The organism is Catenovulum adriaticum, assembly GCF_026725475.1.
Lineage (GTDB): Bacteria > Pseudomonadota > Gammaproteobacteria > Enterobacterales > Alteromonadaceae > Catenovulum > Catenovulum adriaticum.
Map to the genome: position 1 here is coordinate 3,126,407 of NZ_CP109965.1, position 25,320 is coordinate 3,151,726.

The 25,320-nt window shown below is 38.6% G+C and carries 22 protein-coding genes and 1 riboswitch; of the genes, 16 read left to right on the top strand and 6 right to left on the bottom strand.

Translation table 11 applies throughout. The features are described from left to right. Positions 1 to 5 precede the first annotated feature (5 nt). The 8 genes from OLW01_RS13700 to atzF all read left to right on the top strand — a co-directional run bounded on the left by OLW01_RS13700 (position 6) and on the right by atzF (position 10,463). The gene (locus OLW01_RS13700) at positions 6 to 353 is read left to right on the top strand and encodes a ribonuclease E inhibitor RraB (protein WP_268074482.1); all 348 of its coding nucleotides are present in this window, start codon (positions 6 to 8) and stop codon (positions 351 to 353) included. 343 nt (positions 354 to 696) lie between these two features. Continuing rightward, positions 697 to 872, top strand: a riboswitch (guanidine-I (ykkC/yxkD leader). Between the two features lie 57 nt (positions 873 to 929). Next, a complete protein-coding gene (locus OLW01_RS13705; RefSeq protein WP_268074483.1) occupies positions 930 to 1,961 on the top strand; it encodes a putative urea ABC transporter substrate-binding protein in 1,032 nt (343 codons plus the stop codon). 15 nt (positions 1,962 to 1,976) lie between these two features. Beyond that, entirely contained in the window at positions 1,977 to 2,801 is an 825-nt protein-coding gene (locus OLW01_RS13710; protein ID WP_268074484.1) for an ABC transporter permease, read from the top strand. After that, positions 2,798 to 3,580, top strand: coding sequence for an ABC transporter ATP-binding protein (locus tag OLW01_RS13715; RefSeq protein WP_268074485.1), 783 nt, complete (start codon positions 2,798 to 2,800; stop codon positions 3,578 to 3,580). Before OLW01_RS13710 ends, OLW01_RS13715 begins: the two co-directional genes overlap by 4 nt. Then, positions 3,577 to 4,287 carry an urea amidolyase associated protein UAAP1 gene (locus tag OLW01_RS13720; protein ID WP_268074486.1) on the top strand — a complete coding sequence of 237 codons (711 nt, stop codon included), beginning with the start codon at positions 3,577 to 3,579 and terminating at the stop codon, positions 4,285 to 4,287. The genes OLW01_RS13715 and OLW01_RS13720 overlap by 4 nt, the downstream gene beginning before the upstream one ends. Before the next feature lie 11 nt (positions 4,288 to 4,298). Continuing rightward, complete coding sequence (locus OLW01_RS13725; RefSeq protein ID WP_268074487.1) at positions 4,299 to 4,937, top strand: urea amidolyase associated protein UAAP2; 639 nt, start codon at positions 4,299 to 4,301, stop codon at positions 4,935 to 4,937. Positions 4,938 to 5,067: 130 nt separating this feature from the next. Continuing rightward, positions 5,068 to 8,673 (top strand): urea carboxylase, encoded by a 3,606-nt coding sequence (uca, locus tag OLW01_RS13730; protein WP_268074488.1) that lies wholly within the window; start codon positions 5,068 to 5,070, stop codon positions 8,671 to 8,673. A gap of 2 nt (positions 8,674 to 8,675) precedes the next feature. Further along, positions 8,676 to 10,463: an allophanate hydrolase gene (gene atzF, locus OLW01_RS13735; RefSeq protein WP_268074489.1), complete on the top strand. Its 1,788-nt coding sequence runs from the start codon at positions 8,676 to 8,678 to the stop codon at positions 10,461 to 10,463. A gap of 180 nt (positions 10,464 to 10,643) precedes the next feature. Here the strand turns inward: atzF and OLW01_RS13740 are convergent, their stop codons facing one another. Both OLW01_RS13740 and OLW01_RS13745 read right to left on the bottom strand, forming a co-directional pair. After that, positions 10,644 to 11,387: an SDR family NAD(P)-dependent oxidoreductase gene (locus OLW01_RS13740; RefSeq protein WP_268074490.1), complete on the bottom strand. Its 744-nt coding sequence runs from the start codon at positions 11,385 to 11,387 to the stop codon at positions 10,644 to 10,646. A 76-nt stretch (positions 11,388 to 11,463) separates the two neighbouring features. Then, positions 11,464 to 12,354, bottom strand: a complete 891-nt coding sequence (locus OLW01_RS13745) for a LysR family transcriptional regulator (RefSeq protein WP_268074491.1) — start codon at positions 12,352 to 12,354, stop codon at positions 11,464 to 11,466. A 105-nt stretch (positions 12,355 to 12,459) separates the two neighbouring features. Here OLW01_RS13745 and OLW01_RS13750 point away from each other — a divergent pair, with 105 nt between their 5' ends. After that, entirely contained in the window at positions 12,460 to 13,080 is a 621-nt protein-coding gene (locus OLW01_RS13750; RefSeq protein WP_428980164.1) for a glutathione S-transferase family protein, read from the top strand. Beyond that, complete coding sequence (locus OLW01_RS13755) at positions 13,077 to 13,997, top strand: pyridoxamine 5'-phosphate oxidase family protein (protein WP_268074492.1); 921 nt, start codon at positions 13,077 to 13,079, stop codon at positions 13,995 to 13,997. Before OLW01_RS13750 ends, OLW01_RS13755 begins: the two co-directional genes overlap by 4 nt. Positions 13,998 to 14,106: 109 nt before the next feature. Here the strand turns inward: OLW01_RS13755 and OLW01_RS13760 are convergent, their stop codons facing one another. The 3 genes from OLW01_RS13760 to OLW01_RS13770 all read right to left on the bottom strand — a co-directional run bounded on the left by OLW01_RS13760 (position 14,107) and on the right by OLW01_RS13770 (position 18,955). Then, positions 14,107 to 14,619 (bottom strand): REP-associated tyrosine transposase, encoded by a 513-nt coding sequence (locus tag OLW01_RS13760; RefSeq protein WP_268074493.1) that lies wholly within the window; start codon positions 14,617 to 14,619, stop codon positions 14,107 to 14,109. Between the two features lie 645 nt (positions 14,620 to 15,264). Further along, positions 15,265 to 17,769: a ThuA domain-containing protein gene (locus OLW01_RS13765; RefSeq protein ID WP_268074494.1), complete on the bottom strand. Its 2,505-nt coding sequence runs from the start codon at positions 17,767 to 17,769 to the stop codon at positions 15,265 to 15,267. Positions 17,770 to 18,040: 271 nt separating this feature from the next. After that, a complete protein-coding gene (locus tag OLW01_RS13770; RefSeq protein ID WP_268074495.1) occupies positions 18,041 to 18,955 on the bottom strand; it encodes an SMP-30/gluconolactonase/LRE family protein in 915 nt (304 codons plus the stop codon). 192 nt (positions 18,956 to 19,147) lie between these two features. Here OLW01_RS13770 and OLW01_RS13775 point away from each other — a divergent pair, with 192 nt between their 5' ends. The 4 genes from OLW01_RS13775 to OLW01_RS13790 all read left to right on the top strand — a co-directional run bounded on the left by OLW01_RS13775 (position 19,148) and on the right by OLW01_RS13790 (position 21,841). Continuing rightward, entirely contained in the window at positions 19,148 to 19,657 is a 510-nt protein-coding gene (locus OLW01_RS13775; RefSeq protein ID WP_268074496.1) for a YgjP-like metallopeptidase domain-containing protein, read from the top strand. Between the two features lie 544 nt (positions 19,658 to 20,201). After that, positions 20,202 to 20,516: a hypothetical protein gene (locus tag OLW01_RS13780; RefSeq protein ID WP_268074497.1), complete on the top strand. Its 315-nt coding sequence runs from the start codon at positions 20,202 to 20,204 to the stop codon at positions 20,514 to 20,516. Further along, the gene (locus tag OLW01_RS13785) at positions 20,506 to 20,856 is read left to right on the top strand and encodes a HipA N-terminal domain-containing protein (RefSeq protein ID WP_268074498.1); all 351 of its coding nucleotides are present in this window, start codon (positions 20,506 to 20,508) and stop codon (positions 20,854 to 20,856) included. The genes OLW01_RS13780 and OLW01_RS13785 overlap by 11 nt, the downstream gene beginning before the upstream one ends. Continuing rightward, on the top strand, positions 20,843 to 21,841 hold the full coding sequence (locus OLW01_RS13790) for a type II toxin-antitoxin system HipA family toxin (protein WP_268074499.1): 999 nt from the start codon (positions 20,843 to 20,845) through the stop codon (positions 21,839 to 21,841). The genes OLW01_RS13785 and OLW01_RS13790 overlap by 14 nt, the downstream gene beginning before the upstream one ends. Before the next feature lie 26 nt (positions 21,842 to 21,867). Here the strand turns inward: OLW01_RS13790 and OLW01_RS13795 are convergent, their stop codons facing one another. Beyond that, the gene (locus OLW01_RS13795) at positions 21,868 to 23,139 is read right to left on the bottom strand and encodes a UPF0149 family protein (RefSeq protein ID WP_268074500.1); all 1,272 of its coding nucleotides are present in this window, start codon (positions 23,137 to 23,139) and stop codon (positions 21,868 to 21,870) included. A 249-nt stretch (positions 23,140 to 23,388) separates the two neighbouring features. On the opposite strand from OLW01_RS13795, the gene OLW01_RS13800 reads away from it, so the two are divergent. Together OLW01_RS13800 and OLW01_RS13805 are read left to right on the top strand one after the other, a co-directional pair. Next, positions 23,389 to 24,225: a hypothetical protein gene (locus OLW01_RS13800; RefSeq protein WP_268074501.1), complete on the top strand. Its 837-nt coding sequence runs from the start codon at positions 23,389 to 23,391 to the stop codon at positions 24,223 to 24,225. After that, positions 24,222 to 25,295, top strand: coding sequence for a KTSC domain-containing protein (locus tag OLW01_RS13805; RefSeq protein WP_268074502.1), 1,074 nt, complete (start codon positions 24,222 to 24,224; stop codon positions 25,293 to 25,295). Before OLW01_RS13800 ends, OLW01_RS13805 begins: the two co-directional genes overlap by 4 nt. The last annotated feature ends 25 nt before the right edge of the window (positions 25,296 to 25,320 follow it).

Below are 25,320 nucleotides of genomic sequence, written 5' to 3' on the forward strand. Positions count from 1 at the left end.
TAAACATGACAAGCCAATTCCCAGACGATGAAACCGGCCAAATTTTAGCTGAAATGGCAGCAGAAGGCGCAGATTTAAGCCAACCAATGCAAATTGATTTTTTTGCAGCATTTGAATTTGAAGACACCGCTAAAGCGGTTTTGCCATTGGTTAAGCAACTTAACTTAGGCGACCAAAAATTTAGCGAAGTTATGATCCAAAAACCTGATACAGGTGGCGGTGTTGAATTAGTTGCAAGTTTAACGGCTGTTCCAAGCTACCAGACCATTAGTACAATTGATGAACTCTTTACCCAATGTGTTGAAAGTAACAAAGGTTACTCAGATGGTTGGGGCGCAGAGATTCGAGTTTAAGCTTAGGCTTAAACTCGTTTGTCTATTTTACGGGTTAGCTTTCTAGTTTATATTTTCGCCCGCACTCATCAAATTTATTTTTAAAGATCTTAAAGCTTCTGCCAATAACCTACCGCTTAATCACGCCGCGTTAAATCGCCCCAATTTAATGCAATGCACCAATTTGGTTCCATCTTAGGCTAAATAAAGGTTCGTTATTTATCGCTTTCATATGGTAAAAAATAAAATTTAATCCTTATATTTCATGATCTTGAATTTTAAATTATCTTCCACACACACTTTGGCTAGTTTTATGCTTACTGTTAAGTTGCAGGGGTTCAATCAAATTGAACCAGCACAGTGCTAAACAGACAACTAGGGTTCCGATTGGCTTTTACTAATTATTTTATTAATTGAAAAATCAATGTCTGGTCCGAGAGTTGCCAACCTAGCCGCATAATAACCAATCACACTGTTTGTTTTTGTGTTTTTATGTTTGCGTCAGCAAGGGTTACACGGCGGGATAAAAGCCCGGGAGGTTCAATTTAATTAGGCCTCCTGCGCTCAAAAAACCGTGTAAACTTTGGAGAACGCGATATGAAAAAGATAAAAATATTCACTTTAATCCTCGCTTTAATCACAAGCACAAATGCTTTTGCTAAAGATAAGTTTTCCATTTGCTGGTCAATTTATGTTGGCTGGATGCCGTGGGAATACGGCGACAGCTCAGGCATCATCAAAAAATGGGCCGACAAATACGATATTGAAATAGATGTCGTTCAAATCAATGACTACATAGAATCCATCAATCAGTACACAGCCGGTCAATTTGATGCTTGCACCATGACCAACATGGACGCCTTAACCATTCCAGCGGCTAGCTTTGTCGATAGTACTGCATTAATTGTGGGTGACTTTTCTAATGGTAACGACGGTGTCGTTTTAAAAGACAAAACCAAGCTAGCTGATATAAAAGGCCAACAAATTAACTTAGTTGAGCTGAGCGTATCTCATTACCTACTAGCTCGCGGTTTAGAATCGGTCGGTTTATCAGAGCGTGATGTTGATGTGGTTAATACAGCCGATGCTGATTTAGTCGCTGCTTATTCAACGCAAGACGTCACTTCAATTGTCACTTGGAACCCACTGCTTTCAGAAATTGAAAAACAACCCAGCGCAAACAAAGTGTTTGATTCTTCTGATATTCCAGGTGAAATCATTGACTTAATGGTTGTTCATACCGACACCCTCAAACAAAACCCTAACTTTGGTAAAGCTCTAGTTGGCGCTTGGTATGAAATTATGGAAGATATGAGCGATAAAAAAGTACTAACCCAATTAGCTACCGCTTCAGGTACTGATTTAGCTGGCTATAAAGCGCAGTTAGCAAGTACCAAAATGTTTTACCAAGCTAAAGAAGCTGTTGAGTTTACCAAAAACCCAAAATTAGCAACCACCATGAAATACGTGGCTGAGTTTTCATTTGAGCATGGTTTACTAGGTGATGGCGCGCCAGACGCTGGATTTATTGGTATTCAAACGCCCTCTACCACCATTGGTAATCCGCAAAACATTAAACTGAGATTCGACCCTAGCTTTATGCAAATGGCTGCCGACGGCAAGCTATAAAACGGGCAAATTTATATGAAAAAACTGATGAATATAGAGCCATCACGCTCACTTAAAGGATTTTTAGCCATTATTCCGTTTGTATTAATTTTGATGCTGTACTGGACAGCATCAAATGACAGACTGGCTGAAAACCCTTACGACAAACTGCTACCGAGTTTTACACAAATTTCGGCAGCCGTTGAGCGAATGGCTTTTACCGAAGATAAACGCAGTGGTGAATATTTATTTTGGGTGGATACGGGCGCCAGTTTATATCGAATTTGCATAGGAATAGGCATTAGCGCGATTACGGGGTTATTGCTTGGTATGTTAGCTGGCTTACTGCCGGTATTTCGATCTGGCTTTTCGCCCTTAATAACCATAGTTTCATTAGTGCCCCCAATGGCTATTTTACCGATTCTTTTTATTAGCTTTGGTTTGGGCGAGTTTGCCAAAATAATGCTCATTATTATTGGTACTGCGCCTGTGATTATTCGTGATATTCAATCTCATGTGCGCCAGCTTCCTTCGGAGATGCTAATAAAAGCACAAACTTTGGGTGCATCTACTTGGTTAGTTTCAATTCGGGTGGTGCTGCCACAAATTATGCCGCGTTTAATCTCAGCGGTACGATTATCTCTAGGTACAGCATGGTTATTTTTAATTGCTGCTGAAGCCATAGCTGCACAAGAAGGTTTGGGTTATCGCATCTTTTTAGTACGACGATATATGTCAATGGATGTCATTTTGCCTTACGTACTTTGGATAACCACTTTAGCTTTTGCCATGGATTTTAGCCTGCGCAAACTCTCTGAGTTATGTTTCCCTTGGTATCACCATCAGGAGGCCGGCAAATGAGTTTATTAAAAATCAACAATGTTTGGAAATCTTACGGCGACGTGCAAATTTTAGAACGTTTAAATTTAAACGTTGAGGCCGGAGAGTTCGTCTCTATGGTGGGCGCTTCAGGGTGTGGTAAAACTACTTTATTAAAAATGATTTTAGGTAGTGAACAGGCGACTCGAGGTCAAATTTTATTAAACGATCAACCCATCTCACCAGAACCGAATGAAGAGCGCGGCATTGTATTTCAAAAATACTCAGTGTTCCCGCATTTAACGGTTTTACAAAATGTGATGATTGCCGATGAGTTTTCAGCATCAAACTTTTTAGGTCGCACTTTTGGTAAAAAGAAACGCCAAATTACCGACAAAGCTTACGGTTTTATCGAAGCCGTCGGTTTAGCGCATGCTACCAATAAATATCCACATCAATTATCAGGTGGGATGCAGCAACGCTTAGCAATCGCACAAGCGTTAATGAAGTCACCCAAAATTTTATTATTAGACGAACCTTTTGGCGCACTTGATCCGGGGATTCGTAAAGATATGCATCAGCTTATTCGTAAAATTTGGAAAGAAAATAAGCTAACTATTTTTATGGTCACGCACGATATTCAAGAAGGCTTTGAGCTAGGTTCTCGCCTTTGGGTGTTTGACAAAGTGCGTCACGACCCACAAGCGCCAACATCTTACGGTGCACAAATTACCTACGACTTACCACTTTCCACCGAAATGCAGCAAGAAGCGGGGCTATCGCTGGCTGAAAAATATGCAAAAAAGGTAGTTAACTCATGATTTTATACAAAGATACTTTGCCATCGGGCAAACACTGGTCAATGAAAATGCGGCGCGGTACTAGCTTGCGTTTGATAGACAAAACCGGCAATGCCAATGTGGGTATGTTGTTTTATAACCCAGAAAATTTATTAGAGCGTTATAACGCACCCGATACGTTAAAGTGCCAACATACTTTTAAGCTAACCAAAGGCCATTGTTTATATTCAGACATGGGACGCATTTTTTGCGCAATAACAGATGATAGTTTTGGTTGGCACGACACAGTTTGTGGTAATACAAACGCAAGCATGAGTGAAAAAAAATGGGGCCCGCGTGATTACCAAAACCACAGAAACAGCTGGAAACAAAATGGTAACGATGCATTTTTAGTTGAAGCCACTAAATATGGTTTAAACAAGCAAGATTTAGCCGCCAACTTAAATTTATTCAGCAAAGTAGAACCGAATGATGACGGCGCTTTAACTTACAGTGTATCACAATCAAAAGCCGGCGATTTTATTGACCTGCGCTTTGAGATGGACACGATTGTGCTATTTCACACCTGCCCACATCCTTTAAACGATTCAGCTCAATATCCTGAATTTGAAGTTGAGTACCAAATATTTTCATCGGCAACAGTCACAGACGATGATTTATGTAAAAACTCATGCGCAGAAAACCAGCGTGGTTACGAAAATAACCGTTTATATCACTTAGGTCTTTAAGGAGTTATTTCATGATTATCGAAAGTTCATTACAAGCCGAAGCAACAATTGATCGCGAAGTTGTTAATGCCGGTGACTATTATTTAAAAGTAGTCAAAAAAGGCCAGACGGTTCGCATACTCGACTTAGAAGGCAACCAAGCTGCAGATACCTTATTTTATAACGCCAACAATGTCAGCGAACGTTACAGTGCAACCGACACGATTCGTGAACAAGGCAATGTGTATTTAACGGCGGGCAGCGTTTTAATGTCGAACGAATGCAAGCCTATGCTAAAAATTGTTGCCGATACCTGTGGCCGACACGACACAGTTGGTGGCGCTTGCGCAACCGAAAGCAATACAGTGCGTTATGCACTTGAAAAAAAATGTATGCATGCTTGTCGAGATAGCTGGCTATTAGCTATCGCAGAAAACGAAGCATTAGGTTTAAGCAAAAAAGACATTACCCACAATATTAATTTTTTTATGAATGTGCCAGTGACCAGTGACGGAAAACTCAGTTTTGCTGACGGAATTAGTGGCGCAGGTAAATATGTAGAGCTTGAAGCGTTAATGGATGTTGTCGTGTTAATTTCAAATTGTCCGCAGCTGAACAACCCTTGCAATGCCTATAACCCAACGCCAATCGAAATTTTAATTTGGAATTAGTTTTAAATTTCCCAAAACACCTGATTGATTTAAAACGAGAAAAAACAGCCGCTAGGCAAAGTAATCGGGACGACCCGAATACTAAAAACAAGTTTGATGCGGGACGGCCCGCTAAGACGAGTATCTTAATATGTTTAATACAGTCCTAATCGCAAACCGAGGCGCCATTGCCTGTCGAATTATCCGCACCCTTAAAAAATTGGGTATCAAAAGTATTGCCATTTATTCAGAAGCAGACAAAGAATCTTTACACGTTACTGCTGCTGACGAAGCTTATAGCTTAGGTGAAGGCGCTGCTGCAACGACGTATTTAAATCAAGATAAAATTATTGAAATTGCCAAACAAACCGGCGCTCAGGCTATCCACCCTGGATATGGCTTTTTAAGTGAAAACGCGAGCTTTTCTGAAAAATTAAAACAAGAAAAAATCAGTTTTATTGGCCCGCTAGCACAACAGATGATCGACTTTGGATTAAAACACCAAGCACGGGAAATAGCAGAAAAAGCCAATGTGCCTTTAGTGCCCGGCAGTGGTTTAATATCAGATTTAGCCGAGCTGACCCAATACGCTAACAGCGTAGGTTTTCCGGTCATGCTAAAAAGTACCGCCGGTGGCGGTGGCATTGGCATGCAAAGATGCGACTCAGTTGGTGAACTAGAAAAAGCTTTTATTAATGTAAAACATTTAGGTGCACAAAATTTTTCGAACGATGGGGTATTTGTTGAAAAGTTTGTAGAAAAAGCGCGCCACATTGAAGTTCAAGTAATAGGTAATGGCTTTGGCGAGGTAGTCACTTTAGGTGAGCGAGATTGTTCTAGCCAACGCCGCAACCAAAAAGTAATAGAAGAAACCCCAGCACCCAACTTACCCGCTAATACCCGCAGCGCTATGTTAGCCACCGCAAAAAACTTAATGGCGTCAATTGATTATTTAAATGCCGGTACTGTTGAGTTTATTTACGACCATGATCAAGACAAATTCTACTTTTTAGAAGTAAACACCCGCTTGCAAGTAGAGCATGGTGTTACTGAAATGTGTTATCAGGTGGATTTAGTTGAATGGATGCTAAAAGTTGCTTATAGCGAAAGCATTCACAAGACAGGTTTAGATTTATCATCGCTCAATAAAATTCAACCAAAAGGCCACGCAATTCAGGCTAGAATTTACGCTGAAAACCCAGCAAAAAACTTTCAGCCTTCCGCGGGTTTATTAACTCAAGTTGAATGGCCTCAACAAGACGTCAGAGTTGACCATTGGGTTGAAGCTGGCTTAACCGTATCACCGTTTTTTGATCCTATGTTGGCAAAAGTCATTGTTCATTCAGATGATCGTGAGTCAGCCATTGCCAAACTGAACAAAGCATTAAACGACTCAAAAGTTTATGGTGTTATTACCAACATCGATTACGTGCAGCAAGTATTAGCAGATGACAGCTTTAAACAAGGTAAAATTTTTACTCGCAGTTTAAATGATTTTACCGCCCAATTTGCAGGCTTTGAAGTTTTAAAAGCGGGCACTATGACCACCATTCAAGATTATCCAGCGCGCACAGGTTACTGGGATATAGGAGTGCCCCCTTCTGGTCCATTTGATTTTTATTCATTTCGTTTAGCTAACCGTTTATTAAATAACCCAGCCGATGCTGCCGGTTTAGAGATCACGCTGCAAGGCCCAAGCTTAAAGTTTTACCACGACTGCCAAGTGGCCATTACCGGTGCTGAAATTGAAATCAGCTTAGATGGCGAATCACAACAAAATCATCAAATTATTAACGTAAAAGCGGGCCAAACTTTAAAAACAGGTAAAGTAACGGCTGCAGGTGCGCGAGCTTATTTAGCGGTCAGTGGTGGTATTCAATGCCCTGATTATTTAGGCAGCAAAAGTACCTTTACCTTAGGGCAATTTGGCGGACATTGCGGGCGAGCATTACGAATGGGGGATTTTTTATCCATTGATAAAAAAGTACAAACCCAAACTGACAATAAAATTCCAGCCGATGTGATTGCACCAGTCACCAATGATTGGACGGTACGAGTAATATATGGCCCGCATGGTGCACCTGATTTTTTCACCAAAGACGATATTAAAACCATTCAGTCTCACACTTGGAAAATTCACTATAACTCAAGCCGAACTGGAATTCGTTTAATTGGTCCCAAACCTGATTGGGCACGTGAAACGGGCGGTGAAGCAGGTTTACATCCATCTAATATCCACGACAATGCATATGCATTTGGTACTGTTGATTTTACCGGTGACATGCCAGTAATTTTAGGCCCAGATGGCCCAAGTTTAGGTGGCTTTGTTTGCCCTTTTACGGTGATCAGCGCTGATTTGTGGAAATTAGGTCAATTAAAAGCCGGTGATAATTTAAATTTTGAAGTCGTTGATTTAGCCACCGCCAAACAAATTGAAATTGCGCAAAATCAGCAAATAGACAAGTTAGAAAATGTAAACTGCGAATACCAAAGTGCTGCAATTTCTACCCCTATTTTAGATACCTTACAAACAGATGACGGCGAACCGGGTCTAGTCTTTCGCCAAGCGGGCGATAAGTTTTTATTGGCCGAATATGGCGAGTTGGTTTTAGATTTAACTTTGCGAGCTCGTGTTCAAGCCTTATTAGAAGGGCTACAAGCAAAAAATATAAAAGGTATTTTAGAGTTAACACCAGGTATTCGGTCACTGCAAATTCATTATGAAAATCTTGAATTAGAGGTAACTGATTTAATCGCAAGCATTAAAGAAATTGATTTAGCGTTAGGTGATACTCGCCAACTCAGCTTTGAATCACGTATTGTCCACCTACCATTAAGTTGGAACGATAAAGCCTGCCAAGAAGCGATAGATAAATACGTACAGTCAGTGCGTAAAGATGCGCCTTGGTGCCCGTCTAACTTAGAATTTATTAAACGCATTAATGGCTTAGAAAGCATTGAGCAAGTTAAAGATATTGTATTTAACGCAAACTACCTTGTATTAGGTTTAGGCGATGTGTATTTAGGCGCACCCGTTGCAACACCACTAGATAAATGCCATCGCTTAGTAACGACCAAATACAATCCTGCCCGTACTTGGACTGCAGAAAACTCTGTCGGTATTGGCGGTGCTTATATGTGTATTTATGGCATGGAAGGCCCGGGCGGATATCAATTTGTAGGCCGAACCGTACAAATGTGGAATCGCTATCGCAGTAATGACGTATTTAACCAACCTTGGCTATTACGCTTTTTTGATCAGGTTAAATATTATCCGGTTAGCCATGAAGAGCTAATGCAAATTCGTGAAGATTTTCCATTAGGTAAATGGCAACCCAAAATTGAAAAAGCCACTGTATCTATGCCTGAACTTATTCAACAGTGGAAAGATAACGAAGCAGACATTGAAACCTTTACCAAACAGCGAGAACAGGCATTTGCTGATGAAATGGCCGAATGGAAACGAACAGGTCAGCTTAATTATTCATTTGAAGCCGATGCAGAACAAAAAAGTGAAGCCATTGAATTAGCCGACAACCAATATTTAATGGAAGCCACCGCCGCTGGCAGTGTATGGAAAGTAAATAGCGAGGTTAATCAAAAAATTGGATCAGGCGAATCTATGATAGTGCTTGAATCAATGAAAATGGAAATTGATATCGCGGCCACTGAACCCGCAAAAATTATTAAAATTTTAGTGAAAGAAGGCCAGCAAGTTCATGCCGGTCAGGCATTAATGGTGTTAGAGGAAGCTTAATCATGAATAAAACAAATTTAACCATTAGCGAATTAAATAAAGCTTATTCTGCTGGCACTTTATTACCCCAAAAATTAATAACCGATCTCATCACACAAGCTAAAAGCCAGCAAGCTGTGTGGATTTATTTATTAAATGATGCCGAGCTCAAACCTTATTTAGATGGCTTAAAAACCAAATCACCACAAACTCACCCTTTATACGGTGTGCCATTTGCGATTAAAGACAATATTGATTTAGCAGGCGTGCCAACTACCGCCGCTTGTGCTGAATTTAGTTATACCCCAGAAAAATCAGCATTTGTGGTGGAAAAGCTGATTGAAGCAGGCGCAATACCCATTGGTAAAACCAATTTAGATCAGTTTGCGACTGGTTTAGTGGGTACTAGATCACCTTATGGCGAAACACCTAACTCGTTTAACTCTGATTATATTTCGGGTGGCTCGAGCTCAGGCTCAGCCGTTTCGCTGGCATTAGGTACAGTCAGTTTTTCACTGGGTACGGATACCGCAGGTTCAGGGCGAGTGCCTGCCTGTTTTAATAATTTGGTGGGCTTAAAACCCAGTAAGGGGTTATTGTCTACATCGGGTGTTGTGCCAGCTTGTCGCAGTTTAGATTGTGTCAGTATTTTTGCGTTAAATGCTTGCGATGCTAACCGAGTTTTTCAAATTGCAGCAACATACGATGCAGACGATAGCTACTCGCGTCAAAACCCACCAGCCAATCAAAAGCCGGTTGTAACAAAAGATAAGTTTAGTTTTGCAGTGCCTTTACCTGAACAGTTGGCGTTTTTTGGCGATGATGCCTATCAAGCCGAATTTGAAAAAGCAGTTGCTAAACTTGAAGCGTTAGGCGGCGAAAAGCAAACGCTCGACTTTTCGCCCATGCTACAAGCCGCTAAATTATTGTACGAAGGTCCTTGGGTTGCAGAGCGATATTTAGCAACTCAAGCCATTATTGAAAATCAGCCACAAGCCATGCTGGACGTTACCCGAACAATTATCAGTTCAGGTAATAAACCATTAGCAACCGACTGCTTTGATGCGCTTTACAAACTGCAGGCATTAAAAAAACAAGCTGATTTAATGGTTGAACAAGTCGATTTTTTACTAACCCCCACCGCAGGCAAGCATTATACCCGTAAAGAAGTTCGCGAAAATCCAATTAGCTTTAACTCAAATTTGGGTTATTACACAAACTTTATGAATCTGTTAGATTTTTCAGCTATTGCAGTGCCTACTAGCTTTACTGATCAAAAAATGCCATTTGGCGTGACTTTATTTAGCTTTGCGATGCAAGATCAAACTTTATTAGCTTATGCCGATAAAATTATGCAACAAAATAAACTCACGTTAGGGGCAACTGATTGGCCATTTAAAACCGAAAATATTAATTCAGATGATAATGCTGGTTTTATTGATATGGCCGTTTGTGGTGCACATTTATCAGGTATGGCATTAAATTGGCAATTAACAGAGCGTGAAGCCGTATTAATTGAAAAAACAACCACAGCTAAAGCGTATCAAATGTATTCAGTACCTGGACAGGTTGAACGCCCTGCGTTAATTCGTTCACAGGCACAAACACAAAGCTTTGAAGTTGAGGTTTGGCGTATGCCAACCGAATATTTTGCCTCTTTTTTACAAGGCATTGCGCAGCCGCTGGGTATAGGTAAAGTTGAATTGGCAGATGGTCGTTTTGTCAGTGGATTTATTGCAGAAAGTACAGCGCAAAGTGGTGAGAATATCAGTGAGTTTGGTAGCTGGCGTAAATATATGGCGAGTCAATAATTTTAACAGCTTTGAGAAATGATAAGGGCTAAACACAATATCGGTATCGGTGGCTTACGGCGCTTCGCACCTAAACCACCCTACTTATTAAAACACCCTCAACCACATCACATAACACTTGTAGGGCAGTTTAGCGACGTGGTCGCGTAAGCCGTCTGAGTTCATTTCATTCCCTATGTATCAAGTTAAATTTAAGCCACCGTCTACCAGTAATACTTCACCTGTAATATATTGATTTTCAATTAACATTGAAGCGATGTGTGCAATATCTGCAGGTTCAGCACCTCGTTTCATTGGCGACTTTTGTTGCCAGAGTTGTTGAGCAAAATCCCAGTTTTGCGTCATCGGAGTATTAACCAGACCCGGAGCAATAGCATTAACGCGAATATCAGGGCCTAAATTTAATGCCAATAATTTGGTCATATGATTCAATGCAGCTTTACTAGCTGCGTAAGGAATAGACGCACCTTTAGGTCTAATTCCGGCGTGAGAACTTACATTTATAATACTGCCTGGACATTTTTCAGATGATGCCTGCGTTAACGCCTCTTGCGCTTCGGTGATTAAAGTCCAGGGCGCAATCACATTAACCTCGTATAAATCTCGCCAGATTTGGGCATTGGCCTGCTTTAAATTCCCGTGCGGAATCATTGCGTTAATCCCTGCATTATTGACTAAAACATCAAGCCTGCCATGCTGAGCTAATACTGAATTAATTAACGTTTTGCACTGTTCTTGGTCTGATAAGTCAGCTCTTGTATAGCTGCAATGCTCGTACATTTTCGCCAGCTTTTGACCGGCTTCAACTGACGTTCGTGAATGAAAGGCCACCGCAAAACCTTGTTTGGCTAAGTGAACGGCAATGGCTCGACCAATGCCTGAAGTTGAGCCGGTTACCAGCGCGACCCTCTGAATAGATTTCATGTTTACATCCTTTGTATTGTTTAGCACCAACTTATAGGGTAACCCTATTCGAACTCAAAATTTATCCTGCCCGAAATTAGTAATGATCAAATTTTTGCTGCATAAATTCAATAAAACATTTTAATTTTTTTGGTAAAAATTTTCTGTGCGGGTATATCAAATACAAGCCAAACTCTAACGATTTATAATCAGGCAATAAATGAATTAAACGACCGGATTTAAGATCGGCTTCTACCACATTGCGCGGCACTAAACCTATACCCGCGCCAGCGGCGGATAGCTCAGTTACAGCCTTTGAGCCATTTACGGTTAGCTTAGAGTTTACATTAACAAGCAACTCACCTTGCTTTTCGTGATACAACGGCCAGTGCTTGCCTAGGCCAAAATTACTATCTATGACTGCATCATGCTTTTCTAAATTGTGTGGATTATCTAACAAGCCGTATTGCTCAATATAGCTAGGTGATGCAACTAAGATTAATGGTATTTTTTGTAGTTGGCGTGCGATCATATTGGAGTCTTCAATCCGACCAATACGAATACGTAAATCTATCCCTTCCTCCAGCATATCAACGGGTTTATTGCTCAATCTCAAATCTATTTTAAGTTTTGGAAAACGTTGCATAAACTCTGATAAAACAGGTGCCAGAATTTGCTCTCCAAATGAAAATGGAGCGCTTAGCCTTAATAAACCTTTAAGTTCAGCTTGCTCGCCAACTACATTTTCAAGCATAACATTGTATTGCTCTAATAAATCTAACGCATGTTGGTAATAATTGTTACCGGCTTCAGTCAGCGCTATTTGACGTGTTGTCCGGTTAAACAAACGCACGCCCAATCTTTCTTCAACTTCACCAATATATTTACTGACTAACGATTTTGAAATCGCCAGCCGATCACTGGCCGCTGTAAAAGACCCAGTTTCAACAACGGCGATAACAGTTTTGATACCTTCAATTGTATCCATATCGATTGTTCATGATTTGTAGACAATGAATCAACATTAGCAGTATTTATCATCAATGGATACAAGCTCATACTTAATGCATCTAAAAAATAGAGGTTAACTATCATGGCAATAAAATTATACGGTTTTAAATTATCAGGCCACTCTCACAGGGTTGAAGTTTTTTTATCGTTATTAGATTTAGAATATGAATTTATCTCGGTTGACGTAGCCAATGGTGAACATAAACAGCCTGAGTTTTTGGCTAAAAATAATTTTGGCCAAATTCCTGTGTTAGCAGATGGCAACTTTATTATTTCTGATTCCAACGCTATTTTGTATTACTTGGCTAACACTTATGACAAAAGCCGTCAGTGGTTTCCAGCTAATATAAAACTCGCTAGCGAAATACAAAAATACCTTTCTGTGGCGAGTGGACAAATTGCCTACGGCCCAGCGGCGGCCAGATTGGTGAAGGTATTTGGTGCAGAGCTTGAGCATCAGGTAGCAATCGACAGAGCACACCAAGTTTTAAACATTATCAACTGTCACTTGGCCAATAAAAATTGGCTGGTTGGTGAAAGTGCAAGCATTGCAGATGTTGCCAATTATTCATATATCGCGCATGCACCTGAGGGTGATGTTTCACTCAAATATTATCCTTATATTCAAGATTGGCTAGCTCGGTTTGAAGCCTTGCCCGGTTTTATACCTATGCCTAAAACTCCAGCTGGATTGGCAAAATGAATACCACCTTGGTGGATTCTCCTTTTCATTTTGCTGAGAAAGAAATTCAGCAACGGTTAGGTGTACGCAATAAAATGGAAGCGATTGGTCAACGAGTCATTCGCGACCATATGCCCGAGCAGCATAGGCAGTTTTATCAACAGCTCGAATATATTTTTGTCGGTTCAGTCGATACTCAACTTAAACCTTGGGCATCTATCTTATTTAACCCTATTGGCTTTATTCAGTCTTGCGATAATAAAACATTAGAAATAAAAGCTTCAACAGTCAAAGGAGACCCACTTGAACATATAACAAAAGGTGCGCCCATTGGCATATTAGGTATCGAACTTGACACCAGACGACGCAATCGTCTGAGTGCCAATTTAACTGAAAAACAAAGTGGCAAATTAACCTTAAGCATTCAACAAACCTTTGGTAATTGTCCTAAATATATTTCACCAAAAAAAGTGATACCGCACTCAGATTGGCGTAACAGAACCACACAAGCTGGTGGACTCAATAAACTGGATGCAATGGCGATTGAGTTAATCTCGCAAGCCGATACCTTTTTTGTTGCAAGCTATTGCCCGGATCTTGCGTCTGATAATTCAAAAGCAAAAGGGGTTGATGTATCGCACCGTGGTGGCGCACAAGGGTTTATTAATATTGAAACGCCCAATCGACTGCTAATTCCGGATTATATTGGTAACAATTTTTTTAATACCCTTGGCAACATTGAAGCCAGTGGCAAAGCTGGTTTGTTATTTATCGATTTTGCTCGTGGTCATTTATTGTCATTAACAGGGCAAGCACAAATATTATGGGACTCACCAAGAGTGCATCAATTTTCAGATGCACAGCGTCTTTGGCAATTTGAATTAGAAACTGGGTTTTGGTTTTTTAATGCATTGCCATTTAGTTTAGACATAATTTAACCAACACGGAGAAACGATAAGGGCTAAACACAGTATCGGTGGCTTACGGCGCTTCGCACCTAAACCACCCTACATTTAGATCATTTCAATGGCAATCATAATAATTGCATCAATCACCTGTATCACCGCACCAATTCTCGCTATACACACCAGCTTGTACGTATTGATGAAATGTTGAATAAGGCCAGCTTTTTAATTGTGTAACCAAACCGTGTTTCAGCGGATTAAAATGAACGTAATTGATATGATGCCAATAATCCGTTTCATCCCGAATAACATGCTCCCAAAATCGTTTTTGCCAAATGCCTCGTTCTTTTCGTTTTAATTGAACTTCAGATAAAAATTCTGATTTAGGTAATTTTTTTGAAAAGTGCGTTTTGATTAATTGCCATCGTAACGAAAAGTTGTCATCACCTTCAGGCAATTCAATGACACAATGCATATGATCTGGCAGCACACACCAAGCATGAATAATAAAAGGGTATTCAGTTTTTACCTTTTTAACAACAGCTCTTAAAAGTTCGATATGTCGGATGAGCAAATCGTTATTAAAACGGTTTGCTAAAGTTACCGTGAAAAAATAAAGACCACCCGCTTTTTTAAAACGTTTGTAATTAGGCATCCCAGCCTCCACAAATATTATTTAAGTAAATTATAGACGATGATGATTTAACAGAAATCGATTGACGGAATACAATACTTAAAACAGCGGTGGCTTACGGCGCTTCGCACCTAAACCACCCTACTTATTCAAAACCCTAAATCACATTGCATCATATTCGTAGGGCGGTTTAGCGACGTAGTCGCGTAAGCCGCCATTTTCAATGGTATCAGGTTAGCCAAATAAAATGTTATTGAAAAAAATGATAAGCCGAGGGTGATTTAACAGAAATCGATATTGATGGAATACAATGCTTCAAACATAGGTGGCTTACGGCGCTTCGCACCTAAACCACCCTACCTATTAAAACACCTAAAATTACATCACATCATATTTGTAGGGCGGTTTAGCGACGTGGTCGCGTAAGCCGCCATTTTCAATGACATCAGGTTAGCCAAATAAAGTCTTATTGAAAAAAAATGATAAAGCGGAGGGTGATTTAACAGAGATCGATATTGATGGAATACAAGGCTTAAAACAGCGGTGGCTTACGGCGCTTCGCACCTAAACCACCCTACTTATTCAAAACCCTAAATCACATTGCATCATATTCGTAGGGCGGTTTAGCGACGTAGTCGCGTAAGCCGCCATTGTTTATAAGCTGAGTTATTTAGCGTTTTCAGCCGTTAACGACAAAATGTATTCTGCAATTTTTTCACGCTCATCAAGTTTAATAAAATCATGAGCTGGCATTGCATGTTCACCCCATTTGCCATTACTACCACTGGCAATTGCTTGAGCAATATAATCTTTAGCATCTTCTCGCGCTAAGTATTTTTCTTTAACTTGCAAAAAGCTAGGGCCTACCGATTTATCGTTTGGCTTGTGGCAGGCAATGCAGCTGTTATTAACAGTAGCTTCTTTACCTTCAGCAATGAGTAATTGCGTCTCATGCCCTAAACCACCACCTTGTGATACATCAATTTCAGGTTCATCTTCTGGAATTGCTAGCTCAACATCAGCGTCAAACTCAATATAGCTAAGTTTAGCTTCTTTGGTTTTTTCGCCCGGCCACCACTGCGAACCGTATTCTAAAATCCATAAACGACCATCTTTCTCGATTGACAGATCTAACGGCCCGCCTAATTTGACGCTTGGTGCAAAATCTTCAATTTTTATAACGTCGTCATACTCATCAACCGTAACAACTTTAATCCAACTACGCATAAAATCACTAATGAATAACTTGCCTTGATAGTATTCAGGGTAAGCTAGCGCTTCACCATTAGCCGCTGGATAAATACCTGCAACCAACGCATTTCGCCCACCTTTACCTAATTCAGGAAAACGTGGCGATTGGGCATACGGATACCAAACTAATGCTGGTTGAGCTGGTGGTAAGGTTTTTAAACCAGTATTACGAGGTGAAAAGTTTTTAGCGGCCAGTGGATTAAACAACTTGTCTGTTTTTTGATTTTGATAATCATACATGCGATAGGGTTGATTATTACCAATTGCGATAGGCCAACCAAAAAAGCCAGGTTGGGTTACTTTATTGATTTCATCATAGCCACGTGGACCAAATTCCGCTGTGTCCTTTTTCGCATCCGGGCCGACATCACCATAGTACAAATCACCAGTTTGTTGATCGACAGCTATGGTGTATGGGTTTCGTGTACCCATCACATAAATTTCAGGACGACCTTGCTCTTTAGAGGCAAATAAATTGCCTTTAGGTATGCTGTAACTACCTTGTTTATCTGGTGTGATACGTAAAATTTTACCGCGCAAATCTTGGCTATTCCCCGCACTTCTTAAAGCATCATGTGCAGTGCCTTCTGGCGTATTGTTTATTGGGCCTGAACCATTTGATTTAAATGGATTCGCATTATCACCTAATGCAATAAACATATTGCCTTGGCTATCAAACTCTAAATTGCCACCTGTATGGCAACAGGTATCATCGTTTGGAATATCAAACAGAACTTGTTCGGAGTCCATATCCACTTTTTTATCAGTCACTTTGAACTGAGATAAACGTTGCAATAAATCATGTTTACCTGATTTATCTTCAAGATTGTACATTACATAAATGATTTTATTCTTATCGAAATCCGGATCAAAAGTTGCGGCTAACAAACCAAACTCAATTCGTTTTTTCGGTTTAAAAACATCTAGCTCTGCCATGGTTTCTAATTGCTGGCTAGCAACATCTAACCATAACAATTTACCTTCGCGTTGAACTATCATAGCGCCCGAATAATCATCAGTTAAATCAAAACTAACTGGCTCAACCAAAGAATCAATAACAACTTTTTGTTTAAAACGTCTAGGATCTGGGCGAACATTATCATAATTAAGTGGCTTGCGATCCGCTAACGCATAGTCAAGGCCGCCGGTTAAATGCTCTAAAAAAAGCTCGTTTTGATAAGCTTCCTTACTATGGCCAATGGCTGTGTAAAATACTCGTCCGCCATCAAATTCATGATACCAAGCTAACGGGTGATAATCGCCATGCAAACCACCTTGATAACTGCGTTCGTCTATCGAAAGCAAATCATGGCGACGATCTGACATTTCTTTAAAGTCATACCATTCGTCAGTAAAATAAAATTTTTCCGGCAACATGCTGGTTGATGGGTGATTAGGATCTAACACTCTAATTTTTGCTTGCTGTACATTAGAGGGGTCACCTGGATGGGCTTTAAATGCGCCACCCACTAAACGCTGAAACCAGTGCCAATTGCCTTTATCATGCTCGGTATCTGTTGCTGCGTGTACCCCAACAAAACCACCACCGGCTTGAATATAGCGCTCCATAGCCAGTTGCTGGTACTCGTTTAAAATATCACCCGTTGTATTTACAAATACAATGGCTGCCATTTTATTCAGTTCATTGTCGTTGAAAATACTGGCATCTTCAGTTGCGACTGGTGTTAAGCCTTGGTCTTTAACTAATTGAGATATAGTTTCAACCGCAACCGGAATTGAGTCATGGCGCCAACCTTCAGTTTTAGAAAAAATTAAAACAGAGCTTAGCTTAGCTTGAGTTTCAGTATTCTCTACTTTGGCTGGTCGAGTTTCGTTATTTGAGTTTGGTTCACTGCAAGCACCAACAAAAAGTGTCAAACAACAGGCAGCAACAACATGGGTGAGTTTTATAATATTCATAACCTAAACAATAAAAACAATTGATTTAAACAAACTACAACATATTTTGATAAAGTAAATCTGACATAAATAAAACATCTTATAACATTAAAACAAAATATTGACACCTTATTGCTTCATAAATGTTAATAGTTATTATTTAACCTAAACGACATTTAATTTAACTGTGCTTAGTGAGCAATATAAACATGAAAGAGTAAATACGCTTTAGTGGTTATATTGCTAAACTTAACGCTTCTTAAATTCAAATATTTAGCTTTTTATCTAATTTTTATTTCACGCCCGCCACTTTCATTTTTAAAGTGTATACAGAATCCATTGCGGTTATAAATAGGGTTTTTCTGTGCTTTCCAGCAAAAGTAACATTCGCTGTCCAAGCCTTTTCTACTGGAATATGCGCAATTTGTTCACCTTGTGGATTAAATACCATAACGCCTTTGCCCGTTAAATAAAGATTGCCTTGCTCATCTATCGTCATACCATCTGAACCTTGCTCAGTAAAAACACGCTTATCAGATAAAGTACCATTTTTATTTATGGTATAAGCATACGTTTTGTTTGCCCCAATATCAGCCACGTATAATTTATTTTTAAAACCGACAATGCCGTTTGGTTTAGTAAAATCAGCATCTAGTAATTGCAACTGTCCTTTTTTATCGAGCCGATATAGGCTTTGTGTTTTTAATTCTGGGTTGGTTCGCTTCCAATAGTCACGTTGATAATAAGGGTCGGTAAAATAAATATCACCGACATCCGATATCCATACATCGTTGGGGCCATTAAAGGCTTTATTGTTAACCTCTTCAACCAAAACTGTTTTGCTTTTATCTGGCAAAATTTTCCACAATTGATTATCTTCATCAGCACAAGCTAAAATATTGCCTTGCTCATCAATGAATAAACCATTTGCACGACCTGCAGGTGTCATAAATAATTCAATTGAGTTGTCTGTTTTCCACAAATAAATTTTATTATTGGGTTGGTCGGTAAAATAAACATTACCAGCCTGATCAACGGCCGGCCCTTCGGTAAATTCAAATTGATCAGAAACTTGAACCAGCTGAGCATCAGCGGCAACCACAGCGTTAGGTTTAATATCAGCAGCTACACTTAACTGGCTATATAAAGCAGTGGCTGAAATAAAACTGGCTGAAAACAGCGTTTTAAAATATTTTTTAATAGGCATGGGTTATTTTGATTCCTTTAATTAATAGCCGGCGTTAGATTTAAATTTATTTCCGGCTAACTTCACCTGCATAATTAACAAAAGCTTTTTAACACGATTTCCTGCTGTATTCCCACTACTTTAATCACTTTTTTGCTTTGCTTTTTTGGTATACTAGCGGCATATTCAATTCGACCATACTGATTGCTTATCATGTCAGCCGCTAAACTTATCTATCTTGCACACTACCCTGAACATTTACAATCCAGCATTAAAAATTTGCTTGTACAAAATAAGTTGGCTGATTACCTTCGCGGTAAATATCCACATACTCATCAAATAAATTCAGATGCAGCATTAAGAGACTACACCTTTGCGTTAAAAAAACGCTTTATGAAACAATCATCGCCATTAAGCCAAGCTAAGTTCGATAATAAAATACATGTGGTAAATCATGCTTTAGGTTTGCATACCTATAAACAGCAAGTGCAGGGAAGCAAACTCAAAAGTAAAAACGAAATAAAAATATCATCCACGTTTAAAAACGTACCAGAAGCCTTTTTAAACATGATAGTGGTTCACGAGCTGGCGCATTTGAAAGAGAAAACTCACGACAAAGCATTTTATAAGCTTTGCGAATACATGCAGCCAGATTACCACCAGCTTGAGTTTGATATGCGAGTGTATTTAACACAAGTAGAGTTAAAAGGTGAGATTTATTAGGTGGGCAAAATTCGCTTAATAAGGGTAAAACAAAATCATTAAAACCATAACTCAGTTTCTCAAGGAACATATTTTAATAGTGCGATCAGAAATCAACATGCTTTACCAAATTAGAGTAAAATGAAAAGTCTAACAACCTTTTGTATCCTTATACTAGCAACAGGCATAGTTGCATACCAGCTCTCTGGCACTTATTCGAAGCTAAACCAAAACTGTGAAGTGCCCGATAAGTTAAATATTTTTCTTTCCAGGCATTCTAATCTGGGGCTAGCTGAGTTTAGATATAAAAACTCCGATAAAATCCCATACCGGATAAAGCTCAAAATTGATTACAAAATCATATTAAAACTAAAATAAACTCATAATTGATTCAAGAAAAACAAAATTAATCTAATATGAGTTTAATAACCTTATTGTAGGTAATATAGCTCAAATAAGATTAATTTTAAGTTTGCCAAATTTAAGGTAATCATATATTGTTATTGATAACTTAAATTAATCTTAAGTGATTAATTATAATTTATTTATCTTTAAGAGCCGATAAATGAACAATAAAGAAATAACTGAAAGCATCGAGCAGATAGAAGCTTTATTAACTGCGTTAAAGTACAAAGCAAAAATCAATCAACCTAGTATCGATTCTTATCACTCGATAGGACAACTAAGTGATATCGTTAACCAATACTGTAAAACGCACTCAATCACATTAAATGACTTTGCCATACTAGCTAATATAGGTAGAGCAACGCTCACCCGAACTATGCAAGAACCCAGTAATAGCAATATTAAAAGTGTTCAAGCCATCTTAAATGTGATGGGAAAAAACCTGTATATAGGCAACCCAAACAATGAAAATTAGTCGCCAAGGTTTAATTTATTGCAATGGCTATTTAGCGGGTTCCATAACTGAGTATTGCTCCGATTTAACCGCCGAAAATAACTTGTACCTATTTGAATATAATGAAGAGTATATATCAACTGGTGACCCTATCGGCCATGCATTTCCTTTAACTCAAAAACGCTATGAATTCGATTTTCTACCACCTTTTTTTGAAAATATGATCTCCGAAGGTTGGATTAGAACCCATCAAAGCCAAATAGAAAGGTTAGATAAACAAGACTCATTTGGCCTGTTATTAGCAAACGGTAAAGATATTATCGGTGCACTATCAGTAGAGCCTGTATATGTTAATTTGTAATGGTAGTTTAAAACAAATCAAAGCAAGTCAATTTGACGTTCGCTATAGCAAAATACACCTAAAACGAATGTTTGGTTTAAAAGCTATGCCTGAAAATGACCTTATAATTAAAGGTAACCCCGATGATATGGAACATTTAGCACCCAAGTATGTTAAAGGCGCTTCTGTATCAGGAGTTCAATCTAAATTATTAATGTCACTTGAAAATGGCCGATTAATTCCTCAACAAACGGGCGGACAGTATATCGTTAAACCAGCGCCTAAAAACTTTAAATTCCTGCCTGAGAACGAAATTACTATAATGAGACTGGCTCAGGCGATTGGCTTTAATGTTGCAGAATGCTCATTAGTACCATTTGAAAATGGAGAATTAGGTTATGTGGTCAAACGCTTTGATATTCGCGCACAAGGTGGCAGGTTTTTAATTGAAGATGCTGCATCACTTTGCAATGTACATCCAAAAAATAAAGGCTCATCTGAACTTTCATATGAATGGACATTAAAAAAATTATTTGAAGCCAGCGGTAAAAATAAAGCCGTATTATTAAACGGTTTTAGGCAAGTTTTATTTGCATACCTTGTGGGTAATAATGATCTACACTTAAAAAACTTTTCACTGTACCGTGAACCTGGTTGCCGAACAACAACCATGAAAGATTTTACTCCACTGTACGATATTTTGAGCATAACCCCCTACCCAAATTATGCAACTGAGTATTTGTCTTTGTCATTACTAGAATCAGAAATTGATGGTCAGTTTTCTGAGGCTTATGAGCAATTTGGCTATTACACTAGTGAAGACTTTTACCTGTTAGCTGAAAAAATAGGACTAGGATTTACTCAAGGTAAAGCATTTAGCCAAAAATTAGTCGCCGCAGTCGAAAAGCACTATAAAACATTACTTACCAATAGTTTAATGCCAGCAGACATGAAAACAACAATACAAAAACGCATTGAATTTAACATTAAAGCAATGCGTTTATAGCTCAGTTATAAATGCATAGCGACTGGTTATTTTCGGCGTAGCCAAAACAAGGCGCCTTCAACACTTTGCCAAGCCAGTTTACCGCCGTTACAAACATAGGTAACCGCCTCGTTTTTATCACCTAGGCCATAATATTCTGGTAGTTCTTTCGGTAATTTAACTTGCCCCGTTAAAAAGCGTTCAACAAATTTATTATATTGTTTCAGCTCTTTTTTCGCGGTTTTACTTTTTGCAGAATCACCTTGCAATGCATACAAATTCAATACTTTACTTGCCATTGTAAATAAGCTTTCTTCATCATCTCGCGATAACAGTTCGTTTAATTTATCCCACTGTTTAAGCAAAACATAACAGTTCATCAAAAGGTAGCGATTACCCTGATTATCATTTGGATTCAAAACCATTAAGGCTTCAAGTTCATCTGCACAAGCCTGATAACGCTTTTCTTTAAACGCAAATTCAGCGCGGCGGGCTCTGAGCATCATATAAGGTCGGGTTTCATGTAGTCCCCAAAAATATCCGGTGTTATCCTCAACAAAGTGATCGCCTAATAGTTCTTCTGCAGCTTTAATTACATCAGAAATCCCTTCGCGAATCTCTGTTGAATCACAGCTTAAAAATATATCAACCAGCTCATCAAACTCTTCTAATTGCTCGTCACTTACGTGCACAAGCTCCGACTGAGATTCATTTTGATAAAGGTGATCAACATCAGCATCCGGCGTTAAATTCCCCTCAAAGCGCATCGCATAAATGGTATTGTGAATTCGAGTTGTTAAATATTTTTTATGCTGTAATAAAATATGAATAAAGCCACAATTCTCAGCCAGTAATTCTTGTGCCTGTGGGTCGTTTCCAGCTAGCTGATTAACCACAAAGCGTAAATCTTTAAGTTCCTTTTGTTGAGCTTGCTTTAAAGTTTTTGTATTAATTAATGACAAAGCTTTCGCAAAACCAGCACACCAATTGGTTAAAGGCGCGTCTTGTGCCAAAGCCTGTTGATAATTGTTTATGCTTAACGCACATTGTGGTGGTAATTTAATTTGCTGCTGCATTATGCTGTCCATTTGCAAGTTATACAGCTCCATTAATGCATTTAAGAGTTGCATATCGTCTTGCGAACCAAACTTAAAATCGCCAAATAAATCCACTTGCCAATGGTTAGGCATAACCATTTCAGGGTTGACCCCTAAACCCAATAAATAGCCTTGGATAAAATAATAATCCGGCTTTTTATCTGAAAGTTTTGTTAATTTAATAACTTGGCTACGAATTTGTTGTTTAGTCAAAGTTTGCAAAATAAAAGTCCAGCGGGAAACTTAAAAAAACATATGCTAACTCAGTCAAAGCAAACAATAAACATTTGTTTAGCTATCAGCCAAATATGGCAAGGCAAGTTCACAGGTTTAAATTGTTATGGGAAAACAGCTATATATAGGTAACAGTACTGAAATTTGCTAAATAATTGCAATTTCTGCAATTGCAATTAAGCTCATAGTTAAAATTCATTCTAAGCATGATGCTTTAAATATGGACAAGGATCCGTCATGAAAACGACTTCGTATATTCTTTTTCTGCTACTGTTCCCGTTAACAGCCTACTCTATTCAATTTGAAGACTTGCCTGAGTTTAATATTGAATTTAAATACCAAAAGGGCGATATGATTCGGTTTGGTAACAATATCTATATCCATCAGCCTGATAAAAATTGGCACAAAATAGTCTCGGCCTATAAAAAGACACCAGAAAATATCTCAACTAAAAATATCATTGCTTCATTTGGCAAAAAAGCCCAGCTACAAACTATCGAGTCTTGGTCTGCCAGAAAACATTATCAAATTGGCAATAGTATTTTTTACCAGAATAAATACTACACACTAATAAAAAAAACTAAGCAAGGTAAGTGGAAAGAAAAACACTGGCTTCCGTTTGATCACCCTGCTATCGGATATGATTTACCTGAGTATGACGAGAATTCTAATGAATTTAATAGTTTGATTGGTACAGATAAAAATTTGAATCTAATTCGTGATGATTTTGAAGTGCATATAAAAATGAGCAGAATACCAGAACAAACTAAAGAATATGCGCTGAAAGCTGGAAAAATTTACACAAACCTAATGCTTTTTTCTAATTCACAACACAGTGTATCTGCTGAAAATGCCAAACAAACTTTAGGGAGGCTTATCCAAGCTCGACTTTGTAAGCAAAGCTTTAGTGATATAGCCTGGAAAGAGTCAAGTTTCTTCAATACATTCGACCGGATTAAATTTAAATTTATTATTCAAGAAAATCTCTATACCCAACTCGACTCAGATGAGTTTGATATTGAAAATATTAATCCTTGTGAACAATTAGCGGTTGTGATGGAGAATGAAAAATGAAATATTTAACTTTAATTTTAAGCGTATTTTTCTGTAATTTAGCTCAATCATCTTGCGAACAAAATGTAGATCAAATAAAGACTCATTACATTAATGGTATGTTTACTGACTCTGTTGGATTCATACTCAATAAATCTGCAATCAAACAGTTTATTCAGGCGTATTTAATACAAAAAGGGTTTTCTTCCGAGGTCACAGGGAATCACAACGCATCTGAGTTTTTTGTTTCTCAAATATTTGAAGTAGGAAAACACAAATGGGAAGATGACGAAGCGGCTGACGCTATCATTGATTTTTTAAATGGTGAACATAGATTCTTAACGAACAGGCCTCAGATTGAAAAGTTAGGACTTCAATCTTTTTTGCAAGATATTAGCAATGAGTATCAACAAACTCTTAATGAAGGGACTAGTATTTTTGGATTATACGCTTTAAAAGAATTACTAGATACTTGTAGTCGAGTCATCCTAATTACTCACTCACAAGGCAATTTTTACGGAAATGCAATTATAACCGAAATGTATAACAGTTATAAATTCCCGAATAAATATGAGCTATTTAACTACCCAATGTTAGGTCACATGCAGTTAGCAAGTCCTGTCGATATTCCCGGAGGCCCTATAGCAAGTGTTTATCCAAATGTTACAGGGCATATAACCAACTCAGAAGACGTAGTTATGAGTTTAGTTCGCAGTACATTTAATTCAGTCTCGGCGAACTTTCAATCGCAAGTCCACAATATAGATAAATCAGGACATGGACTCGTCGATTCCTATTTAAATGGGCAAGATGGGCAACCACTAGAAATTGCAAAGCAATTAACTGCAATTTCAGTTAATTTAATTCCATATCCCATGCACCCTCAACATAATGCTTCATCAAGCGCTATTTACCAATTTGGATATTCAAACCTGAACGAATTGCTTGATATTAAATTTCATAACGATAGTGTTTACCGCTATAACAATGTTGCATCCTCTATTTACAATGGCTTATTAACCGCTGCTTCTCAAGGAACATATTTTAATAGTGCGATCAGAAATCAACATGCTTTTACCAAATTAGAGTAATATGAAAAGTCTAACAACCTTTTGT